The organism is Aquamicrobium soli, assembly GCF_042646345.1.
Lineage (GTDB): Bacteria > Pseudomonadota > Alphaproteobacteria > Rhizobiales > Rhizobiaceae > Mesorhizobium > Mesorhizobium soli_A.
Genome location: NZ_JBHRTK010000012.1, coordinates 96,906 through 118,026, shown reverse-complemented (window position 1 = coordinate 118,026; position 21,121 = coordinate 96,906). Strand labels below are relative to the sequence as shown.

The 21,121-nt window shown below is 67.1% G+C and carries 17 protein-coding genes; 10 read left to right on the top strand and 7 right to left on the bottom strand.

Annotation, left to right across the window (positions count from 1 at the left end):
- Window positions 1–7: 7 nt before the first annotated feature.
- The gene (gene tkt, locus ACFOHJ_RS10090) at window positions 8–2,011 is read right to left on the bottom strand and encodes a transketolase (RefSeq protein ID WP_378220372.1); all 2,004 of its coding nucleotides are present in this window, start codon (window positions 2,009–2,011) and stop codon (window positions 8–10) included.
- Between the two features lie 429 nt (window positions 2,012–2,440).
- On the opposite strand from tkt, the gene ACFOHJ_RS10085 reads away from it, so the two are divergent.
- The gene (locus ACFOHJ_RS10085; protein ID WP_378221522.1) at window positions 2,441–3,418 is read left to right on the top strand and encodes a sugar ABC transporter substrate-binding protein; all 978 of its coding nucleotides are present in this window, start codon (window positions 2,441–2,443) and stop codon (window positions 3,416–3,418) included.
- Window positions 3,419–3,474: 56 nt separating this feature from the next.
- On the opposite strand, the gene ACFOHJ_RS10080 is transcribed toward ACFOHJ_RS10085, so the two are convergent.
- Entirely contained in the window at window positions 3,475–4,203 is a 729-nt protein-coding gene (locus tag ACFOHJ_RS10080) for a GntR family transcriptional regulator (protein ID WP_378220371.1), read from the bottom strand.
- Window positions 4,204–4,602: 399 nt separating this feature from the next.
- Between ACFOHJ_RS10080 and deoC the strand changes: the two genes are divergently transcribed.
- Both deoC and ACFOHJ_RS10070 read left to right on the top strand, forming a co-directional pair.
- Window positions 4,603–5,601 carry a deoxyribose-phosphate aldolase gene (deoC, locus tag ACFOHJ_RS10075; protein WP_378220370.1) on the top strand — a complete coding sequence of 333 codons (999 nt, stop codon included), beginning with the start codon at window positions 4,603–4,605 and terminating at the stop codon, window positions 5,599–5,601.
- Window positions 5,602–5,610: 9 nt separating this feature from the next.
- Window positions 5,611–8,007 carry an aldehyde dehydrogenase family protein gene (locus ACFOHJ_RS10070; protein WP_378220369.1) on the top strand — a complete coding sequence of 799 codons (2,397 nt, stop codon included), beginning with the start codon at window positions 5,611–5,613 and terminating at the stop codon, window positions 8,005–8,007.
- On the opposite strand, the gene ACFOHJ_RS10065 is transcribed toward ACFOHJ_RS10070, so the two are convergent.
- Window positions 7,995–9,218, bottom strand: coding sequence for an ROK family transcriptional regulator (locus tag ACFOHJ_RS10065; protein ID WP_378220368.1), 1,224 nt, complete (start codon window positions 9,216–9,218; stop codon window positions 7,995–7,997). The genes ACFOHJ_RS10070 and ACFOHJ_RS10065 overlap by 13 nt on opposite strands.
- A 146-nt stretch (window positions 9,219–9,364) precedes the next feature.
- On the opposite strand from ACFOHJ_RS10065, the gene ACFOHJ_RS10060 reads away from it, so the two are divergent.
- The 6 genes from ACFOHJ_RS10060 to ACFOHJ_RS10035 all read left to right on the top strand — a co-directional run bounded on the left by ACFOHJ_RS10060 (window position 9,365) and on the right by ACFOHJ_RS10035 (window position 15,441).
- Complete coding sequence (locus ACFOHJ_RS10060) at window positions 9,365–10,603, top strand: extracellular solute-binding protein (protein WP_378220367.1); 1,239 nt, start codon at window positions 9,365–9,367, stop codon at window positions 10,601–10,603.
- Window positions 10,604–10,680: 77 nt separating this feature from the next.
- Entirely contained in the window at window positions 10,681–11,565 is an 885-nt protein-coding gene (locus tag ACFOHJ_RS10055) for a carbohydrate ABC transporter permease (RefSeq protein ID WP_378220366.1), read from the top strand.
- Window positions 11,565–12,410: a carbohydrate ABC transporter permease gene (locus tag ACFOHJ_RS10050; protein WP_378220365.1), complete on the top strand. Its 846-nt coding sequence runs from the start codon at window positions 11,565–11,567 to the stop codon at window positions 12,408–12,410. Before ACFOHJ_RS10055 ends, ACFOHJ_RS10050 begins: the two co-directional genes overlap by 1 nt.
- Window positions 12,411–12,412: 2 nt before the next feature.
- The gene (locus ACFOHJ_RS10045) at window positions 12,413–13,429 is read left to right on the top strand and encodes an SIS domain-containing protein (RefSeq protein WP_378220364.1); all 1,017 of its coding nucleotides are present in this window, start codon (window positions 12,413–12,415) and stop codon (window positions 13,427–13,429) included.
- Window positions 13,430–14,359 carry a PfkB family carbohydrate kinase gene (locus ACFOHJ_RS10040; protein WP_378220363.1) on the top strand — a complete coding sequence of 310 codons (930 nt, stop codon included), beginning with the start codon at window positions 13,430–13,432 and terminating at the stop codon, window positions 14,357–14,359. It abuts the gene before it with no gap.
- Window positions 14,356–15,441 carry an ABC transporter ATP-binding protein gene (locus ACFOHJ_RS10035; protein ID WP_378220362.1) on the top strand — a complete coding sequence of 362 codons (1,086 nt, stop codon included), beginning with the start codon at window positions 14,356–14,358 and terminating at the stop codon, window positions 15,439–15,441. The genes ACFOHJ_RS10040 and ACFOHJ_RS10035 overlap by 4 nt, the downstream gene beginning before the upstream one ends.
- Window positions 15,442–15,474: 33 nt before the next feature.
- Here ACFOHJ_RS10035 and ACFOHJ_RS10030 read toward each other — a convergent pair whose 3' ends face one another.
- The 3 genes from ACFOHJ_RS10030 to ACFOHJ_RS10020 all read right to left on the bottom strand — a co-directional run bounded on the left by ACFOHJ_RS10030 (window position 15,475) and on the right by ACFOHJ_RS10020 (window position 18,373).
- Entirely contained in the window at window positions 15,475–16,341 is an 867-nt protein-coding gene (locus ACFOHJ_RS10030) for an SUMF1/EgtB/PvdO family nonheme iron enzyme (RefSeq protein ID WP_378220361.1), read from the bottom strand.
- A 71-nt stretch (window positions 16,342–16,412) separates the two neighbouring features.
- On the bottom strand, window positions 16,413–17,534 hold the full coding sequence (nirK, locus tag ACFOHJ_RS10025; RefSeq protein ID WP_378220360.1) for a copper-containing nitrite reductase: 1,122 nt from the start codon (window positions 17,532–17,534) through the stop codon (window positions 16,413–16,415).
- A 137-nt stretch (window positions 17,535–17,671) separates the two neighbouring features.
- A complete protein-coding gene (locus ACFOHJ_RS10020) occupies window positions 17,672–18,373 on the bottom strand; it encodes a Crp/Fnr family transcriptional regulator (protein WP_378220359.1) in 702 nt (233 codons plus the stop codon).
- Window positions 18,374–18,590: 217 nt separating this feature from the next.
- On the opposite strand from ACFOHJ_RS10020, the gene ACFOHJ_RS10015 reads away from it, so the two are divergent.
- A complete protein-coding gene (locus ACFOHJ_RS10015) occupies window positions 18,591–19,268 on the top strand; it encodes an alternative oxidase (protein WP_378220358.1) in 678 nt (225 codons plus the stop codon).
- Window positions 19,269–19,274: 6 nt separating this feature from the next.
- Here the strand turns inward: ACFOHJ_RS10015 and recQ are convergent, their stop codons facing one another.
- Window positions 19,275–21,089 carry a DNA helicase RecQ gene (gene recQ / locus ACFOHJ_RS10010; protein WP_378220357.1) on the bottom strand — a complete coding sequence of 605 codons (1,815 nt, stop codon included), beginning with the start codon at window positions 21,087–21,089 and terminating at the stop codon, window positions 19,275–19,277.
- Between the last annotated feature and the right edge of the window lie 32 nt (window positions 21,090–21,121).

Here is a 21,121-nt window from a genome sequence, read left to right as displayed (position 1 = left end):
CGCGGGATCAGCCGAGCAGGTTTTCGGCCTCGGCCACGACGCGCTCGGCGGTGACGTTCAAGTGCCGGTAGACTTCCGTCCCCGGTGCGGATTCACCGAAGCTTTCCACGCCGACGACCGTACCCGGACCTTTCAGGAACTGATACCAGTAGAGCGGCGAGGCGGCCTCGACAAAGACGGCGGGGGTGCCGAAGGACAGCACCTCGTCCTGGTAGGCCTTGTCCTGCGCGGCAAAAATGTTGCCGTTCGGGATCGACACCAGCCGCACCGACTTGCCCGCCTGCGCCAGCTTCTCGCCGGCGGCGATGATCTGGCCAAGCTCCGTCCCGGTTGCCGCCAGCACGATGTCGGGCTTGCCCGCCGCCGACTGGCTGAGCACGTAGCCGCCCTTGCGGATGCCGTCGAGGTGTTCGGGCTTATGCGCGAACACGGCGCCGTCCTGGCGGGCGGCGACGATGACGGTCGGCCCCTTGCGCCTGAGCGCGGCTTCCCAGGCGCACAGCGCTTCCAGTTCGCTGCCCGGTCGCCACAGCGAGATGCCAGGGATGGCGCGCAGCGCCAGCATCTGCTCGCAGGGCTGGTGCGTCGGGCCGTCCTCGCCGACGCCGATCGAATCATGCGTATAGAGGAAGATGCTGCGCAGCTTCATCAGCGAGGACAGGCGCACGGCGTTGCGGCTGTAGTCGCTGAACACCAGGTAGCAGGCGCCGTAGGGGATGAGCGCGCCATGGGCGGCCATGCCGTTCATCATCGCCGACATGCCGAACTCGCGCACGCCGTAGTGGACGAAATTGCCGCTGAAATCGGCCCTGTCGATCGAGCGCGAGGCCGAAGTCCAGGCAAGGGTGGACAGCGACACGTCGGCGGAGCCGCCGATGATTTCCGGCAGCGCCTCGACCAGCTTGCCGGCGAGCCGGCTCGATCCCTTGCGTACCGGCTGCTTCACCGCGCCGGCGGAAAGGATCCGGTCGGCTTCACCGGCGATCACCGCATCGAAACCTTTCGGCAATTCGCCTGCCATGCGGCGGCGGAACTCGGCTGCCAGCGCGGGGTGCCTCTCGGCATAGCCGGCAAACAGTCGGTTCCAATCGGCCTCGGCGGCGGCGCCGCGCGCGCGGCCGTCCCACGCCTGTATGATTTCCGCCGGCACGAAGAAGGCGGGGTGCGGCCAGCCGAGATTCTTCCGCGTAGCCTCCACTTCCTCCACGCCGAGCGGCGCACCGTGCGCTTCTTCCTTGCCCTGCTTGTTGGGGGAGCCGAAGCCGATGATCGTCTTGCAGCAGATCATGGTCGGCTTGTCGCCGGGCTGCCGGGCCTCGGCGAACGCCCTGGCGACGGCGTCGCTGTCGTGGCCGTCGACGCCCGCAATGACGTTCCAGCCGAGCGCGCGGAAACGCGCAGCGGTGTCGTCGGCGAACCACGCGCCGACTTCGCCGTCGATGGAGATGTTGTTGTCGTCATAGACGGCGATGAGCTTGCCGAGCCCGAGCGCGCCGGCCAGCGAGGCCGCTTCCTGCGCCACGCCTTCCATCAGGCAGCCGTCGCCGACGAAGACATAGGTGAAGTGGTCGACGACGGGAAAACCCTCGCGGTTGAACTCGGCGGCGAGCTTCCTTTCGGCCAGCGCCATGCCGACAGCGTTGGCGAAGCCCTGGCCGAGCGGGCCGGTGGTCGTCTCGACGCCGGCGGTGATACCGTATTCCGGATGGCCCGGCGTCTTGGAGTGCAGCTTGCGGTGATCCTTGAGGTCCTGCACCGTCAGGCCGTAGCCGGCGAGGTGAAGCAGCGAATAGGTCAGCATCGACCCATGGCCGTTGGACTGTACGAAGCGGTCGCGGTTGCTCCATTTCGGATTGGCCGGGTTGTGCTTGAGGAAATCGTTCCACAGCACTTCCGCGATGTCTGCCATGCCCATCGCCGTGCCGGGGTGGCCGGAATTGGCCTGCTGGACGACATCCGCGGTGAGGAAGCGAATGGCGTTGGCGAGATCGCGGCGGCTGGGTCGGGTCATGGTCGCTTCCTGTCGGTCGATGGCTTTACTTATCATCTTGTACTGACAACTGTACAATACGTTCGAGAGGGAATTGTCAACCGTTTCGGCGAGCGCGGGGGGTGAGGCTTGAGCGGGCGTCGGCCCTCAAAAAGGCCTGAAGTCGGTGCTCAGGCCGGGAGAGTTTCACGGAGGGAAGGAGAGCGATGTGACCTGCGGGCCATGGCCTTTCCGAACCAAAACAGCGCTCGGCGGCCTAGCCGACGGGCCGTCGATTTTATCGTCGGCCGGCGGATAAAGTATGTTGACTGGGGGCGAAGTCGCGTTATCCTGTAATTACAGGATAACATCACTCTGAAGGAGGCGGGGTACATGAATTCCAGTCTGAATCTCATCACGTCCAAGGCCGCTCGGGCGGTTCTGCTCGGTTCGGCGGCTTTGGCGCTGGGCATGGTGAGCGCCGGCCAGGCTTCGGCGGCCGACATCACCGCCTGCCTCATCACCAAGACGGACACCAACCCGTTCTACGTCAAGATGAAGGAAGGCGCGCAGGCGAAGGCCAAGGAACTCGGCATCACGCTCAAGGCCTATGCCGGCAAGATCGACGGCGACAGCGAAAGCCAGGTAGCGGCCATCGAATCCTGCATCGCCGACGGCGCCAAGGGCATCCTGCTCACCCCGTCCGATACGGCCGGCATCGTTCCCACGGTAAAGAAGGCCCAGGACGCCGGCATCGTCGTCATTGCGCTCGACACCCCGCTCGATCCGATCGACGCGGCGGACGCCACCTTCGCCACTGACAATTTCGTCGCCGGCACGCTCATCGGTGAATGGGCGAAGGGAACCCTCGGCGACAACGCCAAGGACGCCAGGATCGCCTTTCTGGACATCGCGCCCCAGGAGCCGACCGTCGGCGTCCTGCGCGACCAGGGCTTCATGACCGGCTTCGGCATCGATACGAAGAACGTCAACGTGATCGGCGACGAGGACGATCCGCGCATCGTCGGCCATGACGTGACGGCCGGCACCGAAGAGGGCGGCCGCACGGCGATGGAGAACCTTCTCCAGAAGGACCCGGGCATCAACCTCGTCTACACCATCAACGAACCGGCGGCGGCGGGCGCCTATCAGTCGCTGAAGGCGGTCGGCCGTGACAAGGACGTACTGATCGTCTCCGTCGACGGCGGCTGCCCCGGCGTCAAGAACGTCGCCGAAGGCATCATCGGCGCCACGTCACAGCAGTATCCGATGCTGATGGCCTCGCTCGGCATCGAGGCGATCAAGAAGTTTGCCGACAGCGGCGAGAAGCCCAAGCCGACCGAGGGCAAGAACTTCTTCGACACCGGCGTTTCGCTGGTGACCGACAAGCCCGTCCCCGGCGTCAAGTCCATCGACACCAAGGAAGGCGCGGCCAAGTGCTGGGGCTGACCGGCATCTGACGGAAGGCAAAAGGGCGCCGCGGGGCGCCCTTTTTCATGGCTGCTTCAGATGTTGCGGTAGAGGTCGATCGTCAGGCGCGTGCGGTCGGGGTGGTGCCAGGATTCGTAATACTCGACGGCGGCCCCGTCCGCGTCGAACGTTATCTCGCGGTTGAACAGCGCCTGCGCGCCTGCTTCCAGTTCCAGCAGCGCCGCGACATGGGCGTCGACCTTGCCGATCTCGATGAAGCGCTTGCCGGTCGTGACGACGATGCCGTGTTCGCTGCTCAGGTAGTTGTAGAGCGACGTCGTCTCCAGCCCGTCATAATGCAGCAGTTCCGGTACCCGGCTGTAGGGCAGGTAGTTCTGCACCAGCAGCAGCACCTCGCCGTCGGCAAGGCGCAGCCGCTCCAGGAAGATCGCCTTCTGCTCGCCGATCCGCTCGGCGACATGCGCCGGCGCGTCGATCAGGCGCTGCTGCAGGACCCGGGTGGTCAGCTTGAAACCGGCCTTCGCCATGCCTTCCTGCAACGGGTCGAGCTGCTGGATGAGCGTGATCGGCACCTTGCGCTCGCGAACGAAGGCGCCGCGACCGCGCTCGGTCTCGATCAGCCCGTCCTGCGCGAGCGACAGCAGCGCCTGACGCACCACGCTGCGTGACACGTCGTATTCCTCGCACAACTCATGCTCGGAAGGCAGCTTGGCGCCGACCGCCCGCTGGCCCGAGCGGATCTGCTCCTTCAGGATGCCCGCAAGCTGGAAGTAAAGCGGGATGGGGGTCGATCGATCAATCACATCGATTCCTTAAAGCAAGCATCATGTACGTATGTCATACTAAGCTTAACATCCCGGGCCGTTCAACGCCATGTCGGGGGCGACGCCGGCCGCACCTGCGGCAAGATCGGCCCGCACCGGGAAATTCAGCGGAATCTTTCCTCTGCGCGGCCAACGCGGCTTGACCTGAAACCTCGTCTTGATATGCTGTACGTACAACCGTATCGCTTGATAGGCGTCGCAGGCCGATTGGCGGTATGAAACAAGGAGCGCGCGTTGCCGGCCTTCGCCCGTGGTGAGGCAGGGCGCCCGTCCATGACAATCGTCGCGGGCAGGCATACAAGGCGCGGGCAAGCGGGTAAGATGGCATGATCGCGGCCGCGTCCGGCCGCGTCTGGTCCTGAACGGAAGGTGACGGGCATGGATATCACGACTGCGGCCACCGGTTCGGAGAGCGGCTCGGCTTCCCACCGGCCCCGCAACGCCGGCACAAAGCTCCTGCCGGACTGGTTCGAGGACATTGCGGTCAACCGTTCGGCGACCGAGCGGCGCGCCTCGACGCTGACCACCCGCCGCACCGTCAAGAAGGCCTATCAGGCGGCCTGGCTGGTCAAGGCCATCACCTGCATCGACTTGACCACGCTTGCCGGCGACGATACCGCCGGCCGCGTCCGTCGGCTCTGCGCCAAAGCGCGCAAGCCCATTCGCGACGACATCCTCGAGGCGCTCGGCCTCTCCGACGCCAACATCACCACCGGCGCCGTCTGCGTCTATCCGACCATTGTCGGCCATGCCGTGAAGGCGCTCGAAGGCTCGGGCATCCCGGTCGCCTCCGTCGCCACCGGCTTCCCCACCGGCCTGACGCCGCTGCCGCAGCGGCTGGCGGAAATCCGCTACGCCGTCGGCGAAGGTGCCGGCGAGATCGACATCGTCATTACCCGCGAGCATGTGCTGACGCAGAACTGGGCAGCCCTCTATGACGAGATCGCGCAGATGCGCGAGGCCTGCGGCGAGGCGCACCTGAAGACGATCCTCGGCACCGGCGACCTCAACACGCTGCGCAACGTCTACCGCGCCTCGATGGTGGCGATGCAGGCCGGCGCCGATTTCATCAAAACCTCGACCGGCAAGGAAAACGTCAACGCCACGCTGCCGGTCGGCCTCGTCATGGCGCGCGCGCTGCGCGACTATGGCGAACTGTCCGGCTACACGGTCGGCTTCAAGCCCGCCGGCGGCATGAAGACCGCCAAGGACGCCATGAGCTGGCTGTTCCTGATGAAGGAAGAGCTCGGCCTGCCCTGGTTGCAGCCGGACCTGTTCCGTCTCGGGGCAAGCTCGATGCTGGCCGATATCGAGCGCCAGCTCGAACATTACGTGACGGGCCGCTATGCGGCTTCCTCGCGCCACGCGCTCGCCTGAGGAAAGAACATGGGACAGATCAGGGACATTCTTCGCACCATGGACTACGGCCCCGCCCCCGAAAGCAATACCGAGGTCCGGCACTGGCTGGACGCGCATGGCGAGGGGTTCGGCCATTTCATTGACGGCAAGTTCACCGCGGTCGGGGGCCGGGAAACTTTCGACGTGATCAACCCGGCCAACGAAACCGTGCTCGGCAAGGTCGCGCTCGGCACGGCCGCCGACGTCGACGCCGCCGTGAAGGCCGCGCGCGCCGCCTTCGGCAAATGGTCGAAGCTTCCCGGCCACGAGCGCGCAAAATATCTTTACGCCATCGCCCGCCATATCCAGAAGCGCGAGCGCTTCTTCTCCGTGCTGGAGACGATGGACAACGGCAAGCCGATCCGCGAGACCCGCGACATCGACATCCCGCTCGTCGCCCGCCACTTCTACCATCACGCCGGCTGGGCCGAGATGGTCGAGACCGAATTCGAGGGCTTTTCGCCGGTCGGCGTCTGCGGGCAGGTGATCCCGTGGAATTTCCCGCTGCTGATGCTCGCCTGGAAGATCGCCCCGGCGCTGGCCGCCGGCAACACGGTGGTGCTGAAGCCGGCGGAACTGACGCCGCTCTCGGCCATCGCCTTCGCCGAGGTCTGCCGCGAGGTCGGCCTGCCCGCCGGCGTCGTCAATATCGTCCATGGCGACGGCGCGACCGGTGCCGCCATCTGCGGCCATGACGGCATCGACAAGGTGGCCTTCACCGGCTCGACCGAAGTCGGCCGCATCATCCGCGAGCAGACCGCCGGCTCGGAAAAGAAACTGTCACTGGAACTCGGCGGCAAGTCGCCCTTCATCGTCTTCGAGGACGCCGATATCGATGGCGCGGTCGAGGGCGTGGTCGACGCCATCTGGTTCAACCAGGGCGAGGTCTGCTGCGCCGGTTCGCGCATCCTGGTGCAGGAAGGCATCGCCCCGCGCTTCTACGACAAACTGCGCAAGCGCATGGAAACCATGCGCGTCGGCGACCCGCTGGACAAGACCATGGATGTCGGCGCCATCGTCTCGACCGGCCAGCTGAAGCGCATCGCCTCGCTGGTCGAGCAGGGCAAGGCCGAAGGCGGCACACTGTGGCAGGCCCCCGGCAAGCTTCCGGTCAAGGGCAGCTTCTTCGCGCCCAGCTTCTTCACCGAAGTGGAGCCGGCCTCGACCGTCTGCGAGGTCGAGATCTTCGGCCCGGTGGCCACCGCGACCACCTTCCGCACGCCCGACGAGGCGATCGAACTCGCCAACAATACGCGCTACGGGCTCGCCGCCTCGATCTGGTCGGAAAACATCAACCTGGCGCTCGACATGGCTGCCCGTGTCAAGGCCGGCGTCGTCTGGATCAACTCGACCAACCTGCTCGATGCCGGCGCCGGTTTCGGCGGCTACCGCGAAAGCGGCTTCGGCCGCGAAGGCGGGCGCGAGGGGCTCTACGAATATCTGGCGGCCGACTGGGAAAAGCGGCTTCCGGCGGCGAAGGCCGAGCAGCCGTTCACGCCCTCGGCGGCGCCCGGCGAGGGCCCGCTCGCCCATGCCGGCGCCATCGACCGTACCGCCAAGAACTATGTCGGCGGCAAGCAGGCGCGCCCCGACGGCGGCTACAGCTATTCGGTCGTGGGCAAGGGCGGGCGCATCATCGGCCAGGCCGGCCTCGGCAACCGCAAGGATATCCGCAACGCGGTGGAAGCGGCGGCGAAGGCCGGCGGCTGGAGCGGCGTCACCGCCCACAACCGGGCGCAGGTGCTGTATTACCTCGGCGAGAACCTGTCGGCCCGGCAGGCGGAGTTCGAGAATCTGCTCAGCGAGAGCACCGGCGTTTCGGCCAGGGCCGCCGCCGACGAATTCGCCACGAGCCTGCGCCGCATCTTCTACTACGCGGCCCAGTCCGACAAATATGACGGGGCCGTGCATTCGACCAAGTCGCGCCATGTGACGCTGTCGATGAACGAGCCGTGGGGCGTGATGGGCATAGTCTGCCCGGACGAGCAGCCGCTGCTGTCGTTCGTGTCGCTGGTGCTGCCGGCCATCGCCATGGGCAACCGCGTCGTCGCCGTTCCCTCGGCGCGCCATCCGCTGCTGGCCACCAACCTCTATCAGGTGCTCGACACCTCGGATGTTCCCGCGGGCGTCGTCAACATCGTCACCGGCGAGCGCGACGTTCTGGCCAAGACACTGGCCGAGCACGACGAGGTCGCCGCCCTCTGGTATGCCGGCTCCAAGGAAGGCAGCGCCATGGTGGAGAAGGCCTCCGTCGGCAACCTCAAGGCCACCTGGGTCAGTTACGGCCGCCAGCGCGACTGGTCGGACACGCGCCAGGGGCAGGGCCGCGACTATCTGCGCCGCGCGGTCCAGGTCAAGAACATCTGGGTGCCTTACGGGGAGTAGGTCTCGGGGCGCGATTTGAGCATGGCCGAGAAGTTCGGGTCGAAGGCCCGGCCGATCGGCTCCGCCGCCGCCCCCAGCGCGATCGCCCACGGGTCGGCGATGCCGAGTTGCAGGCGGGGAAAGGCCCGGTCCGGCCGCACCGCGATCGACGGTAGCAGCGGATGCACTGCTTCGAACAGGCGCGTTGCCAGCGACGGCGGCGCGCCGGTCGCCAGGATCACGGTCTGCGGATCGAAGATCGTTTCGACGAGGTGGACGCTCCAGCGCAGGTCGGGCGCGGCCGCCTCGATCCAGGCCATGATCCGCGCGTCTCCGCTCGAGGCCAGTTCGTCGATGCGCTCGTGCAAATGCGCGTCGGCGGGGTCCATGCCCAGGTGCTGGTAGAGCGATGCCAATGAGGCGCGATGCTCCAGCGGCATGCGGTTGCGGCCGGTGGGCGACAACAGCGCCATGCCGACCTCGCCGGCATTGCCGTGCCCGCCGCGATAGGAGTCGCCGTTGAGGATGAGCCCGGCGCCGATGCCGTAGCCGACATAGAGGCACACCGCGTGGTCCACCCCCTGCGCCGCGCCGAGCAGGCGCTCGGCGGTGGCGCAGGCCGCGGAATCGTTCTGCAGCCCGACGGAAAGGCCGGTTCCGGCGGCCAGCCTATCGAGCAGCGGAAATTCCTGCCAGGCCGGCATCACCCACTGGTTGTCGCCGAAGGCGCCCAGCCCGAACGGGCCGGGCATGGCGACGCCGAGCCCGACGATGCGCTCCTCGGAGCGGGCAGTGCGTGCCGCAAGCTCGGCCCGCACCCGGCCGATCAGGTCGAGGATGACGCCGACCCCCTCGGCCGGGTCGCCGGAGGGCAGGTTGGCCTCGGCCCGCACCATCGCGTTGCCGATGAGGTCGACGACGAGCGCGCGCGTCACATAGCGGTCGATCTGCAGGCCGACGGCGAAGGCGCGCTCGGGCACGAGCCGGTAGGGCCGCGATGGCTGGCCCCGTCCGTTGCGCACGGCCTCCAGCGAGGCCACGAAGCCGTCGCGCTCGAGTTCCTCGATGATGTTGGATACCGCCTGCTTGGTAAGCTGGGTGGCGCGCGCCAGTTCGGCCCGCGACAGCGCGCCGTTGAAGCGCAGCGCATCGATCATGACCCGGCGGTTGTGCGCGCTGGTGCCTTCGTGGTTGCTGCCGCTCTTGGCGCGGATCGGGCGAACGTCGTTCATCCTCGCTTCCCCTCTTGACTCCAGTAGAAGATTGGCGAACTAATAAGTCAAGACACTTGACTTATTATCGTCGTGGCAAGGCCGAAATCGACGCGGCGGTCTTGCCTGCGATGCAGGCTGGCCAGCGTCGGAAACGGGAGGAAGACATGTTGAAATCGACGGGCAGGATTCTCTTGGGGGCCGTTTTCGCGGGCGGGCTGATGGTGCCGCACGCCTTCGCGGAAACCTCGCTCAACGCGCTGTTCATGGCGCAGGCCGCCTATAGCGAGGCGGACGTGCGCGCCATGACCGAGGCCTTCACCAAGGCCAACCCCGACATCAAGGTCAATCTCGAATTCGTTCCCTATGAGGGGCTGCACGACAAGACGGTGCTGGCGCAGGGTTCCGGCGGCGGCTACGACGTGGTGCTGTTCGACGTGATCTGGCCGGCCGAGTATGCCACCAACAACGTTCTCGTCGACATTACCGACAAGATCACCGACGAGATGAAGTCCGGCGTCCTGCCGGGGGCATGGACGACGGTCGAGTACGACGGCAAGCGCTACGGCATGCCCTGGATTCTCGACACCAAGTACCTGTTCTACAACAAGGAAATCCTCGAAAAGGCCGGCATCAAGAATCCGCCCAAGACCTGGGAGGAACTGAGCGAGCAGGCCAAGACCATCAAGGACAAGGGGCTTCTCGCCTCGCCGATCGCCTGGAGCTGGGCGCAGGCCGAGGCCGCGATCTGCGACTACACCACGCTGGTCAGCGCCTATGGCGGGTCGTTCCTGAAGGACGGCAAGCCGGCCTTCCAGACCGACGGCGGCCTCGAGGCGCTTCAATACATGGTCGACAGCTATAAGTCCGGCCTCACCAACCCGAATTCCAAGGAGTTCCTGGAAGAGGACGTGCGCAAGGTGTTCGAGAACGGCGACGCCGCTTTCGCGCTCAACTGGACCTACATGTACAACATGGCCAACGACCCCAAGGACAGCAAGGTCGCGGGCAAGGTCGGCGTCGTGCCGGCGCCGGGCGTTGCCGGCAAGAGCGAGGTGTCGGCGGTCAACGGCTCGATGGGCCTCGGCGTCACCACCGCCAGCAAGCATCCGGACGAGGCGTGGAAATACATCGTCTACATGACCTCGCAGGCGACGCAGAACCAGTATGCCAAGCTCAGCCTGCCGATCTGGGCCTCCTCCTATGACGACCCGGCCGTGACCAAGGGGCAGGAGGAACTGATCGCGGCCGCCAAGCTCGGTCTTGCCGCCATGTATCCGCGCCCGACCACGCCGAAATACCAGGAACTGTCGGTCGCCTTGCAGCAGGCGATCCAGGAAGCCCTGCTCGGCCAGGCCACGCCTGAGGACGCGCTGAAGACTGCCGCCGAAAACAGCGGGCTTTGAGCTTCCCGTCGTCCCGGGTGGCGGCGGGCCGCCCGGGATGACATGATACCCGATCTTTCCAACGAGGGCCGCCGTCGATGTCTGGGACCTGGATGACGACCCGCGCCTGGCTGCTGATGCTGCCGCTGCTCGTCGTCATGGTGGCGGTCATCGGCTGGCCGCTGGCCGATACCGTCGCGCTGTCCTTCACCGACGCCAAGCTGGTGGGGACCGGCGGCAATTTCGTCGGCTTCGACAACTACGTCAAGATGGTTTCCGGCTCCAATTTCCAACGCACGCTGGTCACCACGACGTGGTTCGCGGTGATCTCGGTGGCCGCCGAAATGGTCATCGGCGTTCTCGCGGCGCTTCTGCTCAACCAGCGCTTTCATGGCCGCGCCGCCCTGCGCGCGCTGCTGATCCTGCCCTGGGCGCTGCCCACCGTCGTCAACGCCACGCTGTGGCGGCTGATCTACAACCCGGAATATGGCGCGCTCAACGCCGCGCTGTCGCAGCTTGGCCTCATCGACGTCTACCGCTCCTGGCTGGGCGAGCCGGGCACGGCGCTTGCCGCCCTGATCGTCGCCGACTGCTGGAAGAATTTCCCGCTGGTGGCGCTGATCGCGCTGGCGGCGTTGCAGGCGGTTCCGCGCGATGTCACTGCCGCCGCCCTGGTCGACGGCGCCGGGCCGTTCAACCGCTTCCGCTTCGTCATCCTGCCCTATCTCGCCGGGCCGCTGATGGTGGCGCTGGTGCTGCGCACCATCGAGGCGTTCAAGGTGTTCGACATCATCTGGGTGATGACGCGCGGCGGGCCGGCGAACTCGACCCGCACGCTGTCCATTCTCGTCTACCAAGAAGCCTTTTCCTTCCAGCGGGCGGGGTCCGGCGCATCGCTGGCGCTGATCGTCACGCTGCTGGTCACGGTCCTGGCCGTCGCCTATGCCGCGCTGGTCAGGAAAACGGCGGGGAGTGCGGCCTGATGGAACGCCGGAGCCGGACCTTCACCGTCTTCGTCTACGCCTGCGCGCTGCTGCTCGCCGTCGTCATCCTGGCGCCGGTGCTGTGGCTGTTCGTGATGAGCATTTCGCCGCCCGGCGACCTTGCCGCCAAGCCGCTCAGGTGGTGGCCGCAACACGCCGATTTTTCGCGCTACGCGGTCCTGCTGTCGACCGCCGAAAACAGCGCGGGCGCCGCCTTCACCTCCTCGCTCAGGAACAGCATCGAGATCGCCGGCATGGCGACGCTGGCAGCGCTGGTCCTGGCCGTGCCGGCCGGCTGGGCCGTTTCGCGCACGCCCTCGGTCGGCTGGTCGCTGTCGATGGTGATCGCCACCTACATGCTGCCGCCGGTGGCGCTCGCCGTGCCGCTCTATATGGGCCTTGCCTGGCTTGGCCTGCTCAACAACGTCTTCGGGCTGGCGCTGGTCTACCTGACCATTTTGGCCCCCTTCACCACCTGGCTGATGAAGTCGGGCTTCGACACCATTCCGCGCGAGATCGAGGCGGCGGCGATGATCGACGGCGCCGGCCTTCTCCAGACATGGCGCATCATCACCCTGCCGCTGGCCGGCCCGGTCATGGCGACGGCGGCGCTGTTTGCCTTCCTGCTTGCCTGGGACGAATTCTTCTACGCCCTGCTGTTCACCTCAGACCAGCGCGCCAAGACGCTGACGGTCGCCATCGCCGACCTCGCCGGCGGCCGCGTTTCCGATTACGGCCTGATCGCCACCGCCGGCGTGCTGGCGGCGCTGCCGCCGGTCGTGGTCGGATTGTTCATGCAGCGGGCGCTGATCTCGGGCCTGACCAGCGGCGGAGTGAAAGGATGACGATGAACGCTGAAAACAAACGGCCGGCGGGGCTCGCCGCCATCGATCGCGAAATGGCACGCCAGAATGTCGACGCGCTGGCCTCGTTCTATCAGGCCGACGCTGTGGCGCAAAAGATCGCCGCTTCGCTGAAGCGCACCGGCCGTCTCGTCCTGCTCGGCATGGGCGGCTCGCATGCGGTCGGCCGCGCGGTCGAGCCGCTCTACCGCGCCCATGGCATCGACGCCGTCGCGCTGCCGCTTTCGGAACAGCTTGGGCAGCCCTTGCCGCTTCAGGGCCGCACCGTGCTGGTGAGCTCGCAATCTGGCGAAAGCGCCGAAGTGGTGCGCTGGTTCGCCGAGGATGGCGGCGGGCCGGATACATTCGGGCTGACGCTGGAAGCCGGGTCGTTTCTCGGTCGGACGGTTCCCTGCCTAGTCGGTTCCGGCGGCAGCGAACTGGCCTTCGCCGCCACCCGCAGCCTGACCATCAGCTTCGCCCTGCACCTGGCCGTGCTGGCGGCGCTTGGCGACGATCCTTCCGAAGCACTTGCCGCCCTGCGCGACCCGCAGGCGGTCGGCGTCGAAGACGCGGTCGCGGCACTTTCCGGCGTGGCGGGCGTAGTTACGTCCGGCCGCCGCCTGCAGGGGCTGGCGGAGGCGCTGGCGCTGGGGCTGACCGAACTGTCGCGCCGCCCCTGCTTTTCGCTCGAAGGCGGGCAACTGCGCCACGGACCGATGGAGATGCTGGGGTCGGAGATCGGCGTCGTGCTGTTTCGCGGCGACGACCCCACCGGCGAGCTGGTGGCGGCGATGGCGGCCTCGGTGGTCGCGGCGGGCGCGCCGACGGTGGTGTTCGACGCCTCGGGCAAGCCGCCGGTCGAGGGCGCGGTGACGCTTACGTTCCGGCCGGCGTCCGGGCTTGCCGCCGTCCTCGCCATGCTGCCGGTGGCGCAGCGGCTGATGATCGCCTTCGCCGCCGCCCGCGTCGAGGATGCCGGCACGCCCGTGCGCTCCACGAAAATCACGCGGAGCGAGTGAATGCGGCCACTGGCGGTGATCGGCAACGTCAATGTCGACCTCATTCTGGGCCCGGCCGTGCCGTGGCCGAAAGCCGGCACCGAAATCATCGTCGACCATGACGAGTTGCGCGTCGGCGGCCAGGCCGGCAACAGCGCGCTCGTCTGGCAGGCGCTCGGCGTGGACTTCCAGATCGCCGCCAATGTCGGCGACGACCAGTTCGGCCGCTGGTTGGTCGAGGAATTCGGCGCCCGCGCGCAAAAATGGCCGGTCAGCCCGCAAGGCACGACGTTGTCGGTCGGCATCACCCATCCGGACGGGGAGCGCACCTTCTTCACAACGCGCGGCCACCTGCCGCGCTTCAGCCTCGCCGACGTGCTGGCGGTGCTGGAGGGGAAAAAACTTGCCGGCGGATGGGCGCTGCTGGGCGGGGCCTTCCTGACCGACGACCTGACGGCGGACTACCCCGCTTTCTTCGACTGGGCCGATACGCATGGCATTGCCGTTGCGCTCGACACCGGCTGGCCGATGCAGGGCTGGACGGCCGCCAACCGGGAGGCCGTCCGCGGCTGGCTGTCGCGCTGCACGCTGGCGCTCTTCAACGAGATCGAGACGACGACGCTGACCGGCCGCGACGACGTTGCCGAGGCGGCGCTGGCGCTGCGCGCCGGCATGCGCAAGGAGGCGCTGGTGGTGGTCAAGCGCGGTCCGGACGGCGCGCTCGCCATCGGCGCGGACGGCGCCGTGGTCCGGGCCCCAGCGCCGCGCGTCGACGTCGTCGACACCATCGGCGCCGGCGACGTCTTCAACGCCGCCTTCCTTGCCGCGCTGGCGCGCGGGCAGGCGCTGGCCGAATGCCTCGCCGCCGGCGTCGAGACGGCCTCGCGCGCGATTTCCACCCGTCCCCGTTCCTATGGCGGACCGCTGCCCAGCGAGGAGCCGACAGCATGAGCAAGCTCGAGATCCGCGACATCCGCAAGAGCTACGGCAAGGTCGAGACGCTGAAGGGCATCGATATCGCGCTGGAGGACGGCGAGTTCCTGGTGCTGCTGGGGCCGTCCGGCTGCGGCAAGTCCACGCTTCTCAACATCATCGCGGGGCTTGCCGAAGCGACCAGCGGCGACGTGCGCATCGGCGACCGCTCGATCCTCGGGGTCCACCCCAAGGATCGCGACATCGCCATGGTATTCCAGTCCTATGCGCTCTACCCGAACCTCGACGTGCGCCGCAACATCGGCTTCGGGCTGGAAATGCGCAAGGTGCCGGCGGCCGAGCGCGGCAGGGCGGTCGCCGAGGCGGCGAGGCTGCTGCAGATCGAGAACCTGCTCGACCGCAAGCCGGCGCAGCTTTCGGGCGGCCAGCGCCAGCGCGTCGCCATCGGGCGGGCGCTGGTGCGCAAGCCGCAGGTGTTTCTGTTCGACGAGCCGCTGTCCAATCTCGACGCCAAGCTGCGGCTGGAGATGCGCACCGAGGTCAAGCGCCTGCACCAGATGCTGAAGACGACGGTGGTCTACGTCACCCACGACCAGATCGAGGCGATGACGCTGGCGACCCGCATCGCCGTCATGCATGAAGGCCAGATCGAGCAGCTTGGCACGCCGGAGGAAATCTACAACCACCCGGCGACCCTCTATGTGGCGGGCTTTGTAGGTGCACCGCCCATGAACATGCTTCGGGCAAAACGCGAGCGCGATGGGCTGGCGATAGACGGAGCGGAAGCCCGCTTTCCGCTGCCGGCGCGATTCCAAAACACCGCGCATGGGCAGGGCTCGCCGCTGGTCGCGGGCATCCGGCCGGAGGCGCTGCATCTGGCGGCCGCACGGGCGACGCCCTATTCCTTCGACGCCATCGTCGAAAGCGTGGAACTGACCGGCCCGGAACTGCTAGTTGCCGCACGGCTCGGCGCGCAGCGGATCACGGCAAGCTTGCCGCCGCGTACGACGGTAAGGGCTGGCGAGACGCATCGCTTCACCTTCGATGAGGAAGCGCTGCACCTGTTCGATCCGGCGACCGGCAGGGCGCTTGATTCCTGATCGGAAAGGGCCTGAACAACGGCCGTCGGCCGGTCAGGCGCCGGCTACGGTCGCCCAGAGCCGGGCGGCCCGGCTGACGAGGGTCGGCGGCTCGCGGACCAGCCGGATGCCGAGATTGTCCGGTGCCAGCCCCGCCGCGCAGCCGCCGCTTTTGCCGTCGCGGATGAAGGTGGACATGTAGCTGCGGTGCCGGCCGCCCAGCACCCGCACGCCGCAGTTTTCGGTGCTCTGCGTGACTTTTCCGTCCACGTCCACCGTCGCGCGCCGGTAGCAGGTCGTCGTCCAGTCCCAGACATTGCCGGCGATGTCGGCCAGCCCCTTGCTGTTTTCCCCGAAATGGCCGCGCGGCTTCGGCTCGGCGTCGCGTGCCTCGGTGCCGCTTTCAGCGGCATAGCGGGCCAGCCACCGCGTGGCCGGGTTGGTGGTATCCTGCGGCAGGCCGAGCGCGTCGTCCGGCAGGCGCTCGGCGGCGGCGAACGCCCATTCCTCGTCGGTCGGCAGGCGCCAGCTTTCGCCGGTCTTCCTCGACAGCCACGCCGCATAGGCGGTGGCGTCGCGATAGTTCACGCCGGTGACGGGAACGTCCGCACTCTTGCGAGCGCCCTCGAGGGCCTCGCAGGCGCCGTCGGCGACGCAGGCGCCATAGTCGGCAAGGCTGACCTGGTACTTCATCATCTCGAAGCCGCGGTCGAAGGTCACCTTCCGCTTCGGGGCATCCACCGGCCAGTTGGCCTTGAGGTATTCTCCGGGCAGCCGGAAGTCGAAGGAGCCGGGCTGCACGGCAACCATCGCCACGGGCGGCATGGTTTTGTTCACGGTGGCGTGCCGGCCGGCGCCGAGGGCCATCAGGGCCGTTGCGGTCGCCGCCGCGCCTATCATTGTCGGGATCATCAGTCGCATGGCTTTACTCCCAGAAAAAACGGCCCGCCGAGAACTCGACGGGCCGCCATTCGTTCGCGAGCGTCGGCCCGTCAGAGGGCGGCGATCGGCGCTGGCGCGCTGACCTGCGCCATCAGGTCGTTATCCCACTCGCCCTCCACCATGATATGTGCCGTGGCGCCCAGTTCCGCCGCCTCGATGAGGTTGTGGTTGACATAGGCGTAGACGCCCGGCTGCCGGAAGGTGTAGAGCGCCGCCCCCGCGGAGCCGCCGCGGATGAACCATGTCTCAAGGTCCTTGGCGGGTGGGTTGTGGAACTTGCCCATCTCCCAGACATGGTCGCCATGCCCGCCGATCAGATGCGGACGGGTGTCGCGGTTGGCCTGTGCGTGGACGAACAGCACCGTTTCGCCGACATTGGCCTTGAGCGCGTTGTCGCCGGTCAGCGCCCCGACCTTGCCGTTGAAGACCACATGGGTGGGAATGAGCCCGCGCATGACCTTCAGCGTGTCGTCGTAGCTTTCGCCGAGCGAGGCGTAGCTCTTGTACTTCCCGTTCTCGTCGCGCGGGATGTAGAACTCGTTCTCGCCGATGTAGAAGATGCGGTCGTAGCGCAGCGGCTTGCCGTTCTCGTCCTTCAGCCCGTCGCGCGGCAGCACCATGATGGTGCCGCTCATGCCCGCCACCACGTGCCAGGGGATCATGCCGGCCGGTGCGCAGTGATAGACGAAGGTGCCGGCCCGCGTCGCCTTGAAGCGCAGGGTCGCCTGCTCGCCGGGGTTGACCTCGGTTAGCGCCGCGCCGCCCAAGGCGCCGGTCGCGGCATGGCAGTCGATGTTGTGCGGCATTTCGTTGGTTTCGGGGTTGATGAGGGTGAGTTCGACATAGTCTCCCTCATGCACCACCATCATCGGCGCCGGGATCGAGCCGTTGTAGGTCATAGCCTGCATGACGGTCCCGTCCTCGTCGATGACCATCGGCTGTTCCTTCACGGTCAGCTGGAATTCGACGATCCTGGGGCCGCCGGTGGCGACCTGCGCATGCGCATGCACGAAGGGCGGGGCAACCAGCGTCACGCGTTCGCGCGGCAGCTTGCCGACATCGGCGAGCGGGGGCTGCGCGGCGTTTGCGGGCGTTGCCGCTACCGCCGTCAGCAGGGCCGCGGTGGCCGCTCCGCTCATCGTTCCAAACAGGGCTTCGCGTCTCGTCAACATTTGCTCACTCCTTCGTGGCTGTTGTCGACGACAGACCTAAACCGATGCCGCGTGGAATCTTTGCTGCCGCGCAAAATTTCGATTCTTGGCCAAGGTGCGGCGTGCCGCCGCAGCCGGCCGCGGCGCTGGGAGAGCGGCTAGAGCGTGTCTTCCCTCAGTTGTTCCAGGACGTCGGGCCGGTGGATGACGATGTAGCGGTGCGTGCTCGAGACGATGCCGTCCTTTTCCCAGGCGCTGAGCGTGCGGCTGACGGTGTGCAGCGTCGTTCCGGCCAGTTCCGCGAAATCCTGCCGCGACAGCGGAAAGCAGATTTCGATGCCCTGCGCGGTCCTCCGCCCGGCCTGTTGCGCCAGGCGCATCAGCGTATGAGCGATGCGGCGCTCGACGGTTTCCGTGGAAAGCTCGCGCAGCCTCGTCTGCGTTTCCTGGTAACGCGTTCCCAGCACCGCGAGCGCGTTGATCGCGATCTGCGCATGCTTGCCCATCAACTGGCGGATGGTATGCGCGGACCAGGAGAACAGGTGGGTATCCTCGACGGCGGTCACAGTGCCGGGATAGGTGGGAATCCCGGACAGCGCGGCGTATCCGGCCAGTTCGCCGGGGCCGAGATAGCGCAACGCGATCTGGCTGCCGTCCGGCGCCGTCTGGATCGCGCGCAGCCGACCGACGATGACGACGTAGAATGTGTCGGCGGCATCACCCTGGTGGTAGAGCACCGTTCTCTTGGCGATGCGTTTGCGGACGGCGAGGCTGCGCGCCTCTTCGACGGTTTCCACCGGCAGGAAGCGGAAGATTTCGGTAGCCGCCAGAATGTTCAGGTCCGCTTGCCCGCCCACCATCGCCTGTCTATCCGATCTCCTGTTCAACCGACATGGCGGCCGAGTCGTGCGGCGCTGCACACGGTTTCGCCAACATAGCCCGGTTTGCCGCAAAAGCAGAAACGCCGCGACAGCCGGGGCATGCCCGCCACGGCCGGGTTCCACAGCTATTATTTGGGGATTCGCCGTCGGCCTTTGTCAGCGACCGATCTGCTTATAATGTGGGCGACGCCATAGGATGATGCTGCGAGCCATGCTGACCATCGACAAGACAGACCTGTCGCGCCACCATGTACCCCGGTCGTTCTCCGACCGGATCGCCTATCGGCTGGTCGGCATGGTCCAGTCCAGCGCCGGCGCGCTGTTTGGCCGCCGCTATCGCCACCGCACCATCGTCCTGGAAACGATCGCGGCGGTTCCAGGCATGGTGGCGGCGACGCTGCTTCACCTCAAATGCCTGCGGCGGATGATCGACGACCGCGGCTGGATTCGCGTCCTGCTCAACGAGGCCGAGACGCAGCGTGTCCACCTGATGGTATTCGTGTCGATCGACCGGCCGAACCTGTTCGAGCGGCTGGTCGTCCTGGTCGCGCAAGGGCTTTTCTACAACGCCCACTTCCTCCTCTATCTGTTCTCGCCGCGTACCGGCCACCGCATCGCCGGCTATTTTGCCGAGGACGCGGTGCGCGGCTATGGCCACTATCTCGACGAGATCCGCGAACGCCGGCAGGAAAACCCGCCGGCGCCGGAACTGGCCATCGCCTATTGGAATCTGCCGCCCGACGCGCGGTTGAGCGACGTCATCGCCGCGATCCAGGAGGATGAGGCTCTCCACCGGGACGTAAACCACGGCTTTGCCGATGCGCTGGACAGCGGCGAGGATTTCCCCGGACCGCCTCGTATCGGCGGTCTTTAGCCGGCGTTACGCCCGCAGGCCCTTGCCGTGCTCGGCGATCACCGCGAGGAAGGCCGGCCCGTATCGCGTGAGCTTGGCCTCGCCGACGCCGGCGACGGCGGCCATATCTGCGCGCGAGGCGGGCCGCGCGGCTGCAAGCTCGATAAGCGTGCGGTCATGGAAGATCACATAGGGTGGCACGTTTTGCAGGCGGGCAATCTCCATGCGTTTTTCCCGCAGCGCCTGGAACAGGTCTCGGTCAGCTTCCGGCAGCGCGGTTGAAGCCTGCCGGTGCGCGAGCTTTCCCCGCGCCGGGCGCGGCGCCGCCGGCACGCGCAGCATCAGCGTCGCCTTGTCGCGCAGGAAATCGCGGCCGTCTTCCGCGATCGACAGGCCGCCATGGCCGCTAAGATCGACGTCGACCAGCCTCAGCGCGATCAGCTGGCGCAGGATGGCGCGCCAGGTGCGCTTATCGTGCTCCTTGCCGATGCCGTAGGTGGACAGGCGGTCGTGGCCGAACGAGGCGATGCGTTCGTCTTCGGCGCCTACCAGCACGTCGACGACATAGGCCTGGCCGAAGCGCTCGCCGGTGCGGTAGATGCACGACAGCGCCTTTTGCGCGGCGATCGTCCCGTCGAACAGGTGCGGCGGCTCCGCGCAGGTGTCGCAATTGCCGCATGGCTGGCACCGGTCGCCGAAATAGGAGAGCAGCGCCTGCCGGCGGCAGCCGGCCGTCTCCGTCAGCCCGAGCAGCGAGTCGAGCTTCTGCCGCTCCATGCGCTTGCGCTGGTCGGGCGCTTCCGACTCCTCGATGAAGCGGGTGCGCAGCGCGATGTCTTCCATGCCGTAGAGCATCAGCGCATCGGCTGGCAGGCCGTCGCGGCCGGCGCGCCCGGTCTCCTGGTAATAGGCCTCGATGCTGCCCGGCAGGTCGATATGGGCGACGAAGCGCACGTCCGGCTTGTCGATGCCCATGCCGAAGGCGATGGTGGCGACCATGATGATCGCCTCGCCATGCTGGAAGCGGGCCTGGTTGGCCTCGCGCGCGGCCTTGTCCATGCCGCCGTGATAGGCCAGCGCGTCATAACCCTGCGCGCACAGCCACGCGGCCGTCTCTTCGGTCCGCCGCTTGGACAGGCAGTAGACGATGCCGCTCTCGCCCTCGTGGTCCATCAGGAAGCGCTTCAGTTGCGCGCGCGGATTGTCCTTCTCCTGGATGGCGTAACGGATGTTGGGACGGTCGAAGTCGGCGATGAAGGCGTCGCTTTCGGCGATGTTCAGGTGCGCCAGGATTTCGGCGCGCGTCGGGGTGTCGGCGGTCGCCGTCAGCGCCATGCGCGGCGTATCGGGAAAGCGCGCCACCAGCGCGTCGAGTTGCCGGTAGGAGGGACGGAAATCGTGCCCCCATTGCGACAGGCAGTGCGCCTCGTCGATGGCGATCAGCGACAGCGGCACGGTGGCGAGCCGGTCGACGACATCGGGCTTCAGCAGCGTTTCGGGGGCGACATAGAGCAGGTCGAGCGTCCCGCCGCGGATGTCCCGCCACAGGGCGCGCCGTTCTTCGCCGGGCAGGTCGGAGTTGAGCGCGGCCGCCCGCACGCCCGCCTGCCGCAGCGCCGCGACCTGGTCGGCCATGAGCGCGATCAACGGCGAAACCACGAGGCCCATGCCGGGCCGTGCCAGGGCCGGAATCTGGTAGCACAGCGACTTGCCGCCGCCGGTCGGCATCAGCACGAAGGCGTTGTTGCCGGCCATCACATGGCGAACGATCTCGGCTTGCCGGCCCCGGAACGCGTCGTAGCCGTAAACGGTCTTGAGGATGTGAATTGGATCGGGAAGCAAGGCGGCCTGCGTCGGGGAATCAGGAAGGTGTC

Excerpts from the sequence above, each read along its gene's own strand:
- tkt (WP_378220372.1), bottom strand. The coding sequence starts at position 2,011 with ATGACCCGACCCAGCCGCCGCGATCTCGCCAACGCCATTCGCTTCCTC.
- ACFOHJ_RS10085 (WP_378221522.1), top strand. The coding sequence starts at position 2,441 with ATGGTGAGCGCCGGCCAGGCTTCGGCGGCCGACATCACCGCCTGCCTC.
- deoC (WP_378220370.1), top strand. The coding sequence starts at position 4,603 with ATGGATATCACGACTGCGGCCACCGGTTCGGAGAGCGGCTCGGCTTCC.
- ACFOHJ_RS10070 (WP_378220369.1), top strand. The coding sequence starts at position 5,611 with ATGGGACAGATCAGGGACATTCTTCGCACCATGGACTACGGCCCCGCC.
- ACFOHJ_RS10065 (WP_378220368.1), bottom strand. The coding sequence starts at position 9,218 with ATGAACGACGTTCGCCCGATCCGCGCCAAGAGCGGCAGCAACCACGAA.
- ACFOHJ_RS10060 (WP_378220367.1), top strand. The coding sequence starts at position 9,365 with ATGTTGAAATCGACGGGCAGGATTCTCTTGGGGGCCGTTTTCGCGGGC.
- ACFOHJ_RS10055 (WP_378220366.1), top strand. The coding sequence starts at position 10,681 with ATGTCTGGGACCTGGATGACGACCCGCGCCTGGCTGCTGATGCTGCCG.
- ACFOHJ_RS10050 (WP_378220365.1), top strand. The coding sequence starts at position 11,565 with ATGGAACGCCGGAGCCGGACCTTCACCGTCTTCGTCTACGCCTGCGCG.
- ACFOHJ_RS10045 (WP_378220364.1), top strand. The coding sequence starts at position 12,413 with ATGAACGCTGAAAACAAACGGCCGGCGGGGCTCGCCGCCATCGATCGC.
- ACFOHJ_RS10040 (WP_378220363.1), top strand. The coding sequence starts at position 13,430 with ATGCGGCCACTGGCGGTGATCGGCAACGTCAATGTCGACCTCATTCTG.
- ACFOHJ_RS10035 (WP_378220362.1), top strand. The coding sequence starts at position 14,356 with ATGAGCAAGCTCGAGATCCGCGACATCCGCAAGAGCTACGGCAAGGTC.
- ACFOHJ_RS10030 (WP_378220361.1), bottom strand. The coding sequence starts at position 16,341 with ATGCGACTGATGATCCCGACAATGATAGGCGCGGCGGCGACCGCAACG.
- nirK (WP_378220360.1), bottom strand. The coding sequence starts at position 17,534 with ATGTTGACGAGACGCGAAGCCCTGTTTGGAACGATGAGCGGAGCGGCC.
- ACFOHJ_RS10020 (WP_378220359.1), bottom strand. The coding sequence starts at position 18,373 with ATGGTGGGCGGGCAAGCGGACCTGAACATTCTGGCGGCTACCGAAATC.
- ACFOHJ_RS10015 (WP_378220358.1), top strand. The coding sequence starts at position 18,591 with ATGATGCTGCGAGCCATGCTGACCATCGACAAGACAGACCTGTCGCGC.